The sequence below is a fragment of the Streptomyces sp. NPDC005281 genome (genome assembly GCF_040607495.1).
GTDB lineage: Bacteria > Actinomycetota > Actinomycetes > Streptomycetales > Streptomycetaceae > Streptomyces.
This window is the reverse complement of record NZ_JBEXGX010000042.1, coordinates 1-13,471: the sequence shown is the minus strand read 5'-3', so window position 1 is coordinate 13,471 and position 13,471 is coordinate 1. Positions and strand designations below refer to the sequence as shown.

At 69.2% G+C, this 13,471-nt stretch carries 11 protein-coding genes and 1 pseudogene; 8 read left to right on the top strand and 4 right to left on the bottom strand.

What is annotated here, in order from left to right; genetic code table 11:
- Window positions 1–5: 5 nt before the first annotated feature.
- The 7 genes from ABZV42_RS37105 to ABZV42_RS37075 all read left to right on the top strand — a co-directional run bounded on the left by ABZV42_RS37105 (window position 6) and on the right by ABZV42_RS37075 (window position 7,020).
- Window positions 6–368 carry a hypothetical protein gene (locus tag ABZV42_RS37105; RefSeq protein ID WP_356055888.1) on the top strand — a complete coding sequence of 121 codons (363 nt, stop codon included), beginning with the start codon at window positions 6–8 and terminating at the stop codon, window positions 366–368.
- A complete protein-coding gene (locus ABZV42_RS37100; protein ID WP_356055886.1) occupies window positions 365–2,149 on the top strand; it encodes an ABC transporter substrate-binding protein in 1,785 nt (594 codons plus the stop codon). The genes ABZV42_RS37105 and ABZV42_RS37100 overlap by 4 nt, the downstream gene beginning before the upstream one ends.
- Window positions 2,139–3,425 (top strand): cation:proton antiporter, encoded by a 1,287-nt coding sequence (locus ABZV42_RS37095; protein WP_356055884.1) that lies wholly within the window; start codon window positions 2,139–2,141, stop codon window positions 3,423–3,425. Before ABZV42_RS37100 ends, ABZV42_RS37095 begins: the two co-directional genes overlap by 11 nt.
- A 71-nt stretch (window positions 3,426–3,496) precedes the next feature.
- Window positions 3,497–4,411, top strand: a complete 915-nt coding sequence (locus tag ABZV42_RS37090; protein WP_356055949.1) for a clavaminate synthase family protein — start codon at window positions 3,497–3,499, stop codon at window positions 4,409–4,411.
- Window positions 4,412–4,440: 29 nt separating this feature from the next.
- Window positions 4,441–5,121, top strand: a complete 681-nt coding sequence (locus tag ABZV42_RS37085; RefSeq protein WP_356055882.1) for a hypothetical protein — start codon at window positions 4,441–4,443, stop codon at window positions 5,119–5,121.
- A gap of 37 nt (window positions 5,122–5,158) precedes the next feature.
- Entirely contained in the window at window positions 5,159–6,502 is a 1,344-nt protein-coding gene (locus tag ABZV42_RS37080) for a hypothetical protein (protein ID WP_356055880.1), read from the top strand.
- Complete coding sequence (locus tag ABZV42_RS37075; protein WP_356055878.1) at window positions 6,499–7,020, top strand: YbaK/EbsC family protein; 522 nt, start codon at window positions 6,499–6,501, stop codon at window positions 7,018–7,020. The genes ABZV42_RS37080 and ABZV42_RS37075 overlap by 4 nt, the downstream gene beginning before the upstream one ends.
- 724 nt (window positions 7,021–7,744) lie before the next feature.
- Here ABZV42_RS37075 and ABZV42_RS37070 read toward each other — a convergent pair.
- On the bottom strand, window positions 7,745–8,338 hold the full coding sequence (locus ABZV42_RS37070; RefSeq protein WP_355990670.1) for a hypothetical protein: 594 nt from the start codon (window positions 8,336–8,338) through the stop codon (window positions 7,745–7,747).
- 63 nt (window positions 8,339–8,401) lie between these two features.
- Between ABZV42_RS37070 and ABZV42_RS37065 the strand changes: the two genes are divergently transcribed.
- On the top strand, window positions 8,402–8,914 hold the full coding sequence (locus ABZV42_RS37065) for a PadR family transcriptional regulator (protein WP_356055876.1): 513 nt from the start codon (window positions 8,402–8,404) through the stop codon (window positions 8,912–8,914).
- Between the two features lie 652 nt (window positions 8,915–9,566).
- On the opposite strand, the gene ABZV42_RS37060 is transcribed toward ABZV42_RS37065, so the two are convergent.
- The 3 genes and pseudogenes from ABZV42_RS37060 to ABZV42_RS37050 all read right to left on the bottom strand — a co-directional run.
- Window positions 9,567–9,956, bottom strand: coding sequence for a hypothetical protein (locus ABZV42_RS37060; RefSeq protein WP_355987313.1), 390 nt, complete (start codon window positions 9,954–9,956; stop codon window positions 9,567–9,569).
- Between the two features lie 81 nt (window positions 9,957–10,037).
- A complete protein-coding gene (locus ABZV42_RS37055; protein WP_356055874.1) occupies window positions 10,038–13,118 on the bottom strand; it encodes a hypothetical protein in 3,081 nt (1,026 codons plus the stop codon).
- A gap of 90 nt (window positions 13,119–13,208) precedes the next feature.
- Window positions 13,209–13,307, bottom strand: a pseudogene (locus tag ABZV42_RS37050) (ALF repeat-containing protein); the annotation flags it as partial.
- Window positions 13,308–13,471 lie beyond the last annotated feature (164 nt).

Below are 13,471 nucleotides of genomic sequence, written 5' to 3'. Positions count from 1 at the left end.
GCAAAGTGATCGACTACGACGGCAAACGGTTCAGGAAGGTGACGGCCGGCCCCGAGGCGCCCGTCGCCCACTACCGCCAGGACGGCGACCTGGTCTGGGGGTCCTCCGCAGGCGCGGACGTGCGCCGCGGGTCCCTGACCGGCCTCGCCGCACCCGACGGCAGGCTCACCTTCGCCTACACGATGGTGCTCACCGACGGCCGGACCGTCTCCGGACGCTGCGAGAGCGTCCCCGAGGTCCTGCCCGACGGCCGGATCCGGCTGCACGAGACCTGGGAGCGGTACGGCCCGGACGCCGCAAGCGGCACCTCCTCGATCGAGGAACTGTCCCGTGACGCCGCCCCTTCCACCCACCGAGGACGGTCATGACCAAGGTTCCCCGCAAGGGCGGCACGATCAACTGGGCCTGCACGCCCGGGTTCCCGCCCGCCGGCATCTTCCCGCTGCTGCCCCCGGGCCGCTTCGGCGCCCGCAGTCTCTACGAGTTCCAGATGCTCATGTACCGGCCGCTGTACTGGTACGGCACCAAGGGCGACGCCGGCGTCGACTACGAGCTGAGCCTGGCCGGGCCGCCCGAGTGGAGCGAGGACGGCCGCACCGCGACCCTCACCGTCAAGCCGTACAAGTGGTCCAACGGCGAGACGGTCGACGCCGACGGCGTCATGTTCTGGATGCACCTGCTGGAGACCAAGAAGGAGGAGTACGGCGGCTATGTGCCGGGCTTCTTCCCGGACAACCTGACCTCCTACGAGAAGGTCGCCGACGACAAGGTCCGCTTCACCTTCGACAAGGCGTACGCGCACAACTGGGTTCTGATGAACCAGTTCAGCCTGATCACCCCGCTGCCGAAGGCCTGGGACCGCACCGCCGACGGACCGGCCGACGCCACCCGGAACAAGGACGAGGCGCCCGCCGTCTACGACTACCTGATGGCGCAGAACGGCGACGTGTACGCGGAGGACAACAGCGCGCGCACCCGCTGGGCGGACAGCCCCGTCTGGTCGGTCGTCAACGGCCCCTGGAAGCTGGCCGAATTCTCGATGGACGGCCTGGTCAGGATGGTTCCCAACCCGTCCTACTCGGGCTCGAACAAGCCGTACGCGGATGAGTTCCGGCTGGTGTCCACCGACACCTTCGAGCAGCAGTACGAGTGGCTGGAGCAGGGTCCGCACGGCCCCGACGGCATCCAAGTCGGCTTCCTGCCCTTCGACCGGATCACCGAACCGACCACCGACCCGACGGCCGGCGGACCCAACCCGCTGGCCGAGCACTACCGGATCGTCCCGCAAGTCCTGTACGCCATCCACTACTTCCCGATCAACTTCATCAACCCCACGGTCGCTGGGAAGATCCTGCGGCAGCTGTACTTCCGCCAGGCCCTCCAGACCTGCCTGGACCAGGACAGCTCCTTCCGCGAGATCTACCAGGGCTACGGCTATCCGACGTACGGTCCGGTCCCGGCGCTGCCGGCCACCGAACTGCTCTCTCCGGCGCAGAAGTCCAACCCGTTCCCCTTCGACGTGGACCGGGCCCGCCGGCTGCTCACGGACAACGGCTGGGACACCTCGGTCACCCCGGCCGTCTGCGTCGACGCGGGCACGGGCGTCGGCCAGGCCGGCGAGGGCATCCCCGAGGGCACCCGGCTGACGGTCACCCTGCGCTACGCCTCCGGCCACGAGAGGACCCTGGCCCGGCTGCTGCGCACGCTCCGCGACGACGCCGCCCGGGCCGGCATCGAGCTGATCCTCGAAGAAGTGCACCCGTCCGTCCTGGTCGGCCAGGACACCACCGGCACCACCGGCTGGGAGATGTCCTGCTGGAACGGCGGCTGGGTGTACGGGCCGAACTTCCACCCGACCGGCGAGCTGCTCTACCGCACCGGCGCCGGCTGCAACTTCGGCAGCTACTCGGACCCTGTCGCCGACGAGCTGATCGAGAAGACCGTCACCAGCGACGACCTCGCCGACCTGCACGCCTACCAGGACTACCTGGCCGAGCAGGTCCCCGTGATCTGGATGCCCAACTTCCCGCTGCGCGTCTTCGAGGTCGCCCACGACCTCCAGGGCTTCGGGCCCGTCAACCCGCTCGGCTTCATCAACCCCGAGAACTGGTACTTCACGCAGGAACAGGACGGTTCCGGTGACCGCTGACCTGGCCGTCGGGCTCCCCAAGCTGGAGCTGACGGGTCATCTGCTGCTCGCCCTGCCGGTCATGATGATCTGCTGTCTGCTCGCCGGCCGGCTGTCCGGCCGGCTGGGCCAGCCCCCGGTCATCGGCGAAATCCTCACCGGCATCGCCCTGGGCCCCTCGCTGCTGGGCGCCGTCTGGCCCACGGGGCAGCACTGGCTGTTTCCCGACGCCATGCTGCCGGTGATCAACGCGCTCGCCCAGCTCGGCCTGGTCCTGTTCATGTTCCTGGTCGGCTACGAGCTCAACCTCGGCCATGTCCGCGACCGTGGCCGCTCCGCCGTCCTCGTGAGCAACGTCAGCATCGCCCTGCCGCTGCTCGGTGGGGTACTGCTCGCCTTCGCCATGTACGACCGGTTCGCCGGGAGGCACGTCAGCTTCCTTACCTTCGCCCTGTTCATCGCGGTGTCCATGAGCATCACCGCGTTCCCGGTGCTGGCCCGCATCCTCACCGACCGGAAGATCGACCGCACCCCGGTCGGGGCACTCTCGCTGACCTGCGCGGCCATCGACGACATCACCGCCTGGTGCCTGCTGGCCCTGGTGACCGCCCTGGCCAAGGGCGGCTCCCCCCTCTCGGTCCTGCTGACCGTGGCACTGAGCCTGGCCTTCGCCTGCGCCGTGTGGTTCGCCCTGCGGCCGATGCTGGCCCGTGGCGTCGAACGGTGGCCGGCCGGTCGCAGCGCCCTGCCGGTGGTCCTGTCCGGGATCCTGCTGGGCGCGTTCACCACCGAGTGGATCGGCGTCCACGCGATCTTCGGCGCGTTCCTGTTCGGAGCGGTCGTACCGCGGGACAACGCCGTGGTGGCGAGCGCGGTCGACAAGATGCGCTCGCTGACCCTGGTCATGCTGCTCCCGCTGTTCTTCGTCCAGACCGGGCTGCGCACCGAGTTCCGGCTGCTCGGCGCCGACCCCACGCTGTGGGCGTGGTGCGCCGTGATCACGGGCGTCGCGATCCTCGCGAAGTGGACCGGCAGCACGGGGGCGGCCCGCTTGACCGGGTTCGGCTGGCAGGACGCGTTCTCCCTCGGCGCCCTCATGAACTGCCGTGGCCTCACCGAGCTGGTGGTGCTCGGTGTCGGTCTCCAGCTGGGGGTCATCACCCCCACCGTCTTCACCATGCTCGTGGTGATGACGCTCCTCACCACCATGCTCACCGCACCCGCTCTGACCCTGATCGACCGCGTGTCGGCACGCCGGACGCACGCCGCTCCACGTACAGAAATGGTGATGAAGTGACAGCGACAGCAGACATATCCCTCCGTTCCCACCCGACGGTGTTCGCCCTCGCTCCCGATGACAGGGTCCGCATCGAGGCGTCGGCCCATGACCTGTGCGCCACGCTGCCGGAGGTCGACGATCCCCGCTGGGTGGCCGCCGCCCGGTCCGCGTGGGAGGAGATGCCGGCCTCGCTGCGCCGCTCGGCCCGCGAGTACCGCCGCCACTCGGGCCCGGCCGGCGCCCTCCTGGTCCGCGGCCTGCCCGTGGACGCGACGGCGCTGCCGCCCACGCCGATCGTGAAGGGTTCCGTCCAGCGTGAGGCCAGCGTCCCCGCCGCGGTGCTGATGATGATGGCCTGCGGCCTGGGCGACCCGGCCGCGTTCCGGGCCGAGAAGTCCGGTGCCCTCGTGCAGGACGTGGTGCCCGTGCCGGGCCAGGAGACCTTCCAGGGCAACGCCGGCTCGGTGGCCCTGATGATGCACAACGAGAACGCCTTCCACGAGCACCGCCCCGACCATGTCATGCTGCTGTGCCTGCGCGCCGACCACGAGAGCGAGGCCGGGCTGCGCACCGCAGGCATCCGCGAGGCGCTGCCGCTGCTGCCCCCGGCCGTCGTGGAGGCGCTGTCCAGCCCGGAGTTCTCCACACAGCCACCACCCTCCTTCGGCGCGCGGGACGAGGAGACCCCGGCCCACCCGATCCTGTTCGGCGACCCCCACGACCCGGACATCCGGGTCGACTTCGCCGCCACGACCGGTTTGACGCCGCGTGCCGAGGACGCGCTGCGCAGTCTGGAGAAGTCGCTCGACGACGTCTCGTACACCATCCGGCTGGCTGCCGGCGATCTGGCGATCGTCGACAACCGGGTGACGCTGCACGGCCGGACCGCGTTCTCCCCCCGGTACGACGGCAACGACCGCTGGCTCCAGCGCACCTTCGTCCTCACCGACCTGCGCCGCTCGCGCGGCCACCGGCCGCAGGACGGTTACATACTGTCCCGGTGATCCACCCGCCCTCTCCCCGAGGAGTAGTCGTGCCCGAACTGCCCATGAACCAGACCGTGTTGCACGCCGCAGTGCAGAGGTTCGCGCAGTACACGCGGGTCGACGAGATCTGGGAGGAGTACCTGTCCGCCACCGGAGACCGGCCCGACCTCGCCGAGTCCGCGCACCGCAAGGCGCTGCTGCGCTGGCTCAACCTGGCCGGCTGCCGCATCCGGTACCCCAAGCCGGGCGAGCCGGACCCCTTCGACGAGGGGCTGACCGCCTGGTGGCACCGTCGGGGGGCGGGCCTTCCCCACCGCGCTCTGGCCGAACTCACCGACGCCGAAGTCGATGCGCTCGGCGGATGCTTCACGGAACTGGCCGCGGCCCCGGCCGCCTTGTCGCCCGCCACCGGGCGCGTCCGCGCACTCGGGCCGACGGCCGCCGCGAAGGCGCTGCACGCCCTGCGCCCGCACACGCTGATGCCGTGGGACGAGGCGATCGCCGGTCACCTGCACGGCGCCCGGGACGGAGCAGCGTACGTGGCGCACCAGCGGCTCGGCCGCGACTGGGCGGCCGGCCTGCTCACCGAAGCCGGGCTGGGCACCCGGGTCCAGGACGCGCTCGCCTTCGCCGACGTGCTCGGCCGCCCGTCCCGCCCGCTGCCCAAGATGCTCGACGACTACTGCTACCTGGCCATCACCGTCGGCGCCAACTCGACGTCGCCGTAGGACCGCTGGCCGACTCCCACTTTCGAAGGGTATTCACGTGGCTCGCAACGCGCTCACCGCACAGTTCCTCAAGGCCGTGCCCACGCCCGTTCCGGTGGATCCTCAGTCGGAGCTGGTACGGATCTTCTACCGTGGTCGCCTGCTGACCCGCCCGCTCTTCATCGAGGCCGACGAACGCCGGCGTCTGCTCGCCGACCTGGACGTGCTGCGCAGTGCGCTGATCAGCCTGCCCGACCGGCTGTTCGCCGGCGACCTGGAGGCGTTCGCGCGTGCTCTGGGCATGAACGACGACCAGGTGCGCTGCGTGCTGCGCGGACGCGGTACGAGCGTGACCCGGCTGAGCCGTTCCGACCTGTACGCGGACGCGGGCGGGTTCCGGCTCCTCGAGTACAACATGGGCAGTGCCATAGGCGGTTCGGACATGGTCCACATCAACCGCGCTCTCCTGAACGACCCCCGGATGAAGGAGTTCGCGGCGGAGCACGACCTGGACTACGTCGACACCATGACGGCCCACCTCGACACCATCCGCCTGGAGTGCGGGATCGAGCCCGGCGCCCGGCCGGTGGTCGCGATCACCGACTGGCCCGAGAGCTACGAGTCGCTGGCGCCGTACATGCGGGCGGTCGCCGAGCACTGGAGCACGCTCGGCGTGGACGCGCATGCCTGCCACATCGGTGAGCTGGAGGCCCGCGACGGCGGCATCTGGCTCAAGGAGCACCGGGTGGACGTGGTCAACCGGCTCTTCATGCTGGAGGACGTGGCATCGGCGCCGGACGCGGTGGCGCTGATGGACCCGGTCCTGGACGCCGCCGACCGCGGTGAGGTGAAGATCTTCACGCCGATGGACGCCGAACTGTTCGGCTGCAAGGCGGCCTTGGCGATGCTCTCCGACGAGGCCAACCGCCACCTGTTCGCCGCCGAGGAGCTGGCCGCCCTCGACCGGATCCTGCCCTGGACCAGGACCGTGCGCGAGGGCGAGGTCACCCTGGAGGACGGCAGCCGCGTCGACCTCCTCACCCACGCCGTCGAGCACCAGGAGGACCTGGTGCTGAAGGCGACCCTGGGACACGGCGGCATGGCGGTACTGCTCGGCTGGCAGGACGGGCTGACGCCCGAGGAGTGGGCCGCGAAATTGCGCGACGCGGTCGACGGCCCGTACGTCCTTCAGCGGCGCATTCACCCCGTGCCTGAGTACTGCGCCGACGAGGACGGGACCCTCACGCCGTGGACACCGGTGTGGGGCGTGTTCACCACCGCCACCGTCAGCGGCGGCGTCTTCGTCCGGGCGACCCGCACCGAGTCCCGCGTGGACGTGATCAACCTCGGCACCGGCGCGTCGACGGGCACCGTCTTCCACCCGCGCATCCCGGGCGCATGATGAGCCGGCCGACGGTGACCGCCGACGCGTACTCCCGGCTGATCGCTCTCCTGGACGGCGCCGCAGCGCGCTACCGCCTCATCGCACATGCCCCCGAGGGACGCACCGAACTCGCGTCACGGTTGCGCGGCCACCGGTTGGAACAGGCAGCCAAGTGCCTGGTCATCCGGGTCGGACTCGGCAAGAAGCACCGCCGGTACGTGTTGGCGGTGGTGCCGGGCGACCGACGGGCCGACCTCGACCGGGTGCGCCGTCTCTACGACGGCACCGACGCGGCGTTCGCGGCACGCGCCGTCGCCGAACGGCTCGCGGACGGCGTGAGCGGCTCGATCATGCCGTTCACCTTCGATCCCGGCCTGGACCTCCTCGTCGACCCGGACCTGTTGGGCCACGAGGAGATCTTCTTCAACGCGGCCCGGCTGGACCGGTCGGTGGCCCTGCACACCGACGACTATGTGAAACTCGCCGCCCCCCGAATCGAGCCGGTGGCCGACGCACCCATGTCCACGGTGGCCTAGTGTCCTGGGGGCGACCCTCGAAGATCATGGCCCCCAACGTCGTGCTTCACGGCGCAGCTCAGGAGACTGCCCGCCCCCCCTCCCCCGGAATGGGCCACGCTCCCCATGGCACCTCCCACCCGAGTCTCGGAGCCGCCTCCAGCTGTCCTCAGACTGACGGATGAACCCTTGATACCGTCCCGCCTGTGAAGGACGCGCACTGGTGGCCGAAGGCAAGACCCCTGCTCGTGGCCTGGCTCATTACGACGCCGGCCCTCTGGGCGGTGTGCAGGCTGACGGGAGAGCACGAGGGCATCGCTTCTTGCGCCGTCCTCGCCGCCTGGGTGACCGCGTCCGGCGAGCTTGCGCCCAAGTGGCGTCGATACCGCCGATCAAGGAAGCAGGCTCGCAGCACTGCCGACAGCAGATAGCGGGCTGATCGGTCGTGCCCCTCCCCTGCCCTTTCCCGGGAAACAGCAGGGAACAGCAGGTGCTTACAAACAACGCCCACGAGAACGGCGCCTGACCGAGTTGCTCGGTCAGGCGCCGTTCACCATCGGTGGGTGTGGGATTTGAACCCACGGTGACTCGCGCCACGACGGTTTCCAAGACTCTGTGCGGCTTGACTCGCCAGTTTTGTTGATCTGCTTCTTCGCCGTGGTGAGGGGCTTCGTGCGGGCAGCCTCGAAGCCAGTGGCGATCACTGGTTTTCGGGGTCGTCGTCCAGGCCGGTGAAGGGCGATCATCAGATCGTCTGTGCGGCGGCCTTTGCCTGGACGTGGGCGACGTAGCGGACGGTGAAGAGCATCGGGAGGACGAAGCCGGCGATCTGGACGAGCGTCGCGGCGGTGGAGTGCGCGTGTCCTCCATGCTCCAGCACGGCGAGTACAACGGCGGTCAGGACGAACGCGGCGGTCCAGACGGCGGTGATGACGACGTTGACGCGGATGAACGCCTTGAGCCCCCACATCTCGCGCGGAGTGGTCTGCTTGGCGATGCCCAGGGTGAACGGCCTGCCGATGGCCAAGGAGACTCCGGCGATGACGGCGAGGGTGCCCGCCGAGAGGGCCGCGGAGTAGGTGTGCACGTCCGAGTCATGGTGGGTGAAGGCGATGACGGCCAGAACGGCGAAGAAGACCGCGGAGCCGGCTTCGATGATGAGGGCATCGAAGCCGACGCCGGAACGCACCTGCTGCGCGATGACCGCCACGGCGATCACCAGCGCGGCCAGTGCTGCCCACTGCCAGTCTCCCGAAGGAGCCACGGCGAAGACGATCCACGGCAGGAAGGTGCGCAGGTAGGACATGATCTCCCCGATTCGTTGTCCCTGTTTTGACATGTCAAAAATAGAAGGTTCTAGATTGACCTGTCAATAGTGGAGGGTGGCGGTACGGTGGGAAGCATGAGTCTCAGACACGCACTTCTCGGCCTGCTCTCGGAGCATTCCGCCAGCGGATACGACCTGCTGAAGCTCTTCGACACGTCGCTGGCCAACGTCTGGCCGGCCACGCAGAGCCAGATCTACACGGAACTGACGAAGCTGGCTGCTGCCGGGCTGATCACCGTGGCGGCGGAAGGGCCTCGTGGACGCAAGGAGTACGCCCTCACGGACGAGGGGCTGGCCGAGCTGCGGCACTGGATGACGGAGACCAGACCCCAGCGAGTCCTGCGCAGCGACATCTTGCTGCGGGTCTTCTTCCTCGGCGTACTCACACCGGAGCAGGCGCGCTCCTACCTGGACGAACTCGCCGGGATGTCCGAGCGGGAGCACGACAACCTGAAGCAGCTCATGGAGTCCGTCGACTGGGGTGACGACAATCTCGCGGTGCACGGCCGCATCGCCCTGGAATACGGCCTGCGCTTCAACACGATGCGTCGCGAATGGGCAAAATGGGCTGCGGCGCAGATCAAGTGACGACTGCCGAACCCGGCGCGATCCTTCCCGGATGTGTTCCACCCCTCTCCCCAACCGACCACGGCAGGCTCCGGGCCGTGACAGACGGCCTGGATCCTGCCGCTGACGTAAGGCTCGTCCCGGCGGCACCCTTGGGGATCACGGCGAAAGCGCCGCGCAGGAAGGGAACCCGACGGCGCACCCACATGAATCGGTGAAAGCGTGAACCTCGTCGGCAACAGTCACGGGGACCGCTTCCTGCGTGACTGCGCGCACTCGACGTACCGGGTGCCGACGCCGAAACGGCCTCACCTGGCTCGCGAGCTTGATGGTGCAGGGGCAGCCACCACCGGCGGCGAACGAGGCCCGAGAGGGGATCACTTCACCGCGGCATTCACCATGCGACAGAGTCGTTCGGGGGCATGAACCTCGAAGACAACCCCCGGCCACCACGTGGGGGTCCGCACCGCCGAACCCGGCACCCCCGACCACGGCGATGCGCAGTCGGGTCAGCGAAGCGACGGGGACCCTCCTCACCCTGGCTGGCGCTCTTTCTCGCTCGAAAGATGGCCCCGAGCCTGACCCTTCTCCGGCTCCGGACAACCTCGTCCCGTTCCCGCTGACTGAGCTTGGCTGATCATTTCGCTGGTGCACCCCAGCCGAAATGGCGATGTCAATTAATAGCCGGCCAGATGCAGAGCATCGCGATGATGCAGCCCGTGAACGAAAATATGACCCAGTACAAAGAAGCAGTATTGAACGGCACCTTGTCCCAGGGTTTCTGTTCCTGTTCCAAAATGTCGGCCGCGACTCTTTTTCTGACCGGCACCAGCATGATGACGAAAGTGAGCAGGACGCAACTGTACAAATACAGGGTGAAGGAGGCGGAATATCCTTTTACTACGGCGGTGGGCACCAGGAATACGCTGCCGCCCAGCGGGGCGAAGGATATTCGCCGCTTTGTCTTTGGCGTCGGCATGCACCAGCGCATCGCGACCGTGTAGATGATGGTGGTGACGCCGGCGATGAGAACCCAGTCGCCTGTGATCAAATGAAGAGACATGGCCGCGGCCCTCCCGGGACGGAACACGAGGTGATTTATTGAAATCGCTTGGATTCCGCCCCGGAGGACATCATTCGGGGATTACCACGGTGTCAGATCGTGCCAGGTGTCACTGACAGCATCTTTCACTGCATTTCCGGCATCGACGACGGCGCCGGTAGCCGGCGAAAGGGCTGCCATACCAAGGCGCTGAGCCTGGGCGCCGAGCGACATGACGCCGCCTTCGAGTCCCCTGAAGGCGTCGTCGATGACGCCGACCGTGCCACCGAACTTGGTCCACGGCAAACCGGTGGTGAAGACGCCGAGGGCCACGCCGACCGCCGAGGTCAGGAATTCCGCGGAGCCGATGCCGTTGGTGAATCCGTAGATGACGGTACTGGCCACACCCGTGATCAGGGAGACCCCGCCGAAGAACCCGTAGAGGGCTTCGCCCGCCGGCGGCGGGACCAGCAGAGAAAGAGCGGCGACGTAGCCCGCGTAGGTGGATATGGTGCCGAGCGTTGCGGCGGCGGCCTGCCAGTCACCCTTGGTGCCGCCCAGGAACGTGCCGGGCTTCTTCGCCCCGTCGTTGTCCGCATTGTCGGCCTGGTCGACGCCGTCCTGCTTGGCCTTCGCGGCCGCCTCCGCGGCCTTCCTGGCCGCTTCCGCCTGCTCCTGCTTGCGCTTCGTGGCGGCGATCTGATTCGCCTGGGAGGCAGCCGCGGCCGCCTCCTTGGCGTTCTTGCCGGCCTGGGTGGCCGAGGCGGCGGCTGAGTTGGCGGAGGCCTGCGCGCTGACGGCGGACGCCGTCGCGGCGTCCGCGGCGGCGGTCGCCTGGTTCGCCGAGTAGTTGGCGCGCCGGGCGGAGCCGCGGGCGGCCAGTGCCGCGGTCTTCGCCTTGTCGGCGGAAGCCTGGGCGTCCGCTGCGGACTTCTCCGCCGCGTCCGCGTGGGCGTCCGCCTGATCTTTGTAGTCCTTGGCCTTGGCGGCGGAGTTCGTGGCGGCAGTGGCCCACTTCTGCGCGTCGTCCGACGCCTTGCGGGCGTCCGCCGCCACCTTCTGCGCGTACGCCGCATTCGTCGTCGCGTCCTGGGCCAGCTTGGCGGCGTGGGCGAGCAGGGCCTGCATCGCCGCGATGTGGGCGGCGGAGTCCGAGTCGAGCTGCAACATCCGCGGGTGGACGGCGAGGACGAAGTTGCGGCGCATCCAGGTCGGGCCCTCGAGCGCCACGGTCGCCGACATCTTGGTGTACGGACCCGCGGAGTCGATGGAGGAGAAGACCGCTACGTTGTCGTCCTGCGCCAGCGCAGGCCCGTACTTGACGGTGAAGAAGTCGTGCACGGCCTTGGCCGAGCCGTCGTTGAGGGCGTCGGTCGCCGCTTGCGTGACCGCCTTGCCGGGATTCTGACCGAGAATCCGGAAGATCGCCGCGGTCTGATCGGTCTTGGCCGCCTGGATCCCGCCGGTGGTGAGGAAGGCAGCGGGGGCGGCGTCGTCCGTGGACTCCAGGGCCGCCTGGGCCGCGATCGCAACATCGGGCGCGGAGACCTGGCTGATGAACAGGACGGTCTCGCGGTCGTCCTGCTTCTGCGCGATGGTCCGGTCGGTGTCGATCCAGTTCAGGACCGACTCCTCACCGGCAGCAAGCGCGAACGCGGCGGCCTCTCGGGTCCAGGTGCCGTGGGACGACAGCAGGCTGAGGCACGCGTTGCGGCCATGGCCTATGGCAGTCGGGTGGTCGCCGGCCGTGAACGCCGTCTGCGCCGCCGCGATCAGGTCCAGCGTGGCCGAGTCCGTGGCCTGTTGCTGAGTCAGCTGATTGCGGGCCTTCTCGTTGTCCTGCTGCTCGAGGACGGCGAGCGCTGCGGCCTCGGCCTTGCCCTGCGCGGTGTACTGGTCGAGCTTCGTGAGCTCTGCGTCGCGTGCTTGCTGCTCCACGTTCTGCGCGTCCAGGACGGCCTTGACCGCGGCGTCGGCCGCGGCCTGGGCGTCGTTGGCGTACGCGGTGGACTTGTTGGCGAAGTCGAGAGCCTGGCCCGCGTACTTCACGGCTTCGTCGGCGGCGGCCGCCGCTTTCTCCGCGTGGTCGGCCGCGGAGTTGGCTGCGTCACGGGCTGCCCCGGCAGCCGTCGCCGCGCTGTTGGCCAGGGTCTGCGCCTGGGAGGCGGCACGGGTGGCGCGCGCGGCCTGAGCGTCGGCCTCAGCGGCGGCTGCGCGGGCGGCAGCCGCCTCCGACTGGGCGGCACCGGCGGCGGTGGCCGCAGCGGCCGAGGCGTTCGCGGCGGCGGCGGCGTCGCGCGCGGCGGACGCGGCGGAGCTGCCGGCCGACACCGCCTGCTGGGAGGCGACCTTGGCGGCGTCGGCTGCCTTCGCAGCCGTACGTGCCTTGGCCGCGGCGTTACGGGCAGCGACTGCCGCGTCCGTGGCGGCCTTCGTCTTGGACGCGTCCTTGGACGCCGCCATGGCGGCCTGGTAGGCGCTGGAGGCGGCATGGGCAGCCATGGCCGCGGCGGACGTCGCGGCGTGGGCGGCCCACGCGGCCTTGCGGGCAGCGGACTGGGCCGCGTAGGAGGCGGAGATGGCGGTGGACGCGGCGTTCGCCGCGCCCTTGGCTGCGCCGGCGGCCTTGCGCGCGGCGGCCGCAGCCTTGGCGACGTCCTGCTTGGCGGCCTGTGCCTCCTCTGCTGCCTCCAGGGCAGCCTTCTTGGCCTCGGCGGCTGCCGAGACTGCCTTGCTTGACTCCTCCTTCGCCTTCTCCGTCGTCAACTGGGCCCGCTTGGACTGCCGTTCGGCGACGGCGACGAGTTGCCCGATAGTGGCTGGTTCGTCGTCGCGGGCCCGGGCTATGTTCTGCCCGATCTCCAGGAACCAGCGGATGGCGGTTGCGCCGCCGTCGTCCAAGGCGCGCGTCGCGTACTTCGTCAGTTCCGGCCCGGCGCCGTTGAGGAGCTTGAAGACCTCGGCGGTCTCGTCCTGGAGACGCGCGGAGAACTGGGTGGCGGTGACGAACTTCATCAGCGCCTCGCCGGAGCCGTCATTCAGCGCGGTGTCCGCGGCGGCCTGCACACTCTTGCCTCCCAGGGCCTTCAGCGTGAAGGTGAGGACGCTGAGGTCCTCCGTCTGCGCCGTCGCGAATCCGCCGGCGAGGAAGGCCGCGATCTCGGTGTCACCCGCATCCAGCACGCGGGAGATCTCGGCAGCCGTGCCCTTGCCGGAGATGGAGAGGGACTTGAAAAGGGCGACGCGGTTGTCCTCGGCGACGGCAGCGGGCAGCCCCGTGGCGATGAACGCCGCGACGTCCGTGTCGGTGCCGACGAGAGCGGCGGCCGCGGCCTCCCGGGTCGCCTTGCCGCCGACCTGCCACGCGGTGACGGCCTTGGCCCGTGGGGTGTCCGGAAGGGAGGGGAGGGGCGGGAAATCGGCCGCATCGGCCGTGGCGGCTAAGAAGTCATCTCATTTGGTTCGATAGGCTGTCGATCGTGGTTTCGATCGTTGAGCGGCTGGTGCCGGATGAGTTGTGGGAGTTGTTCCAGCGG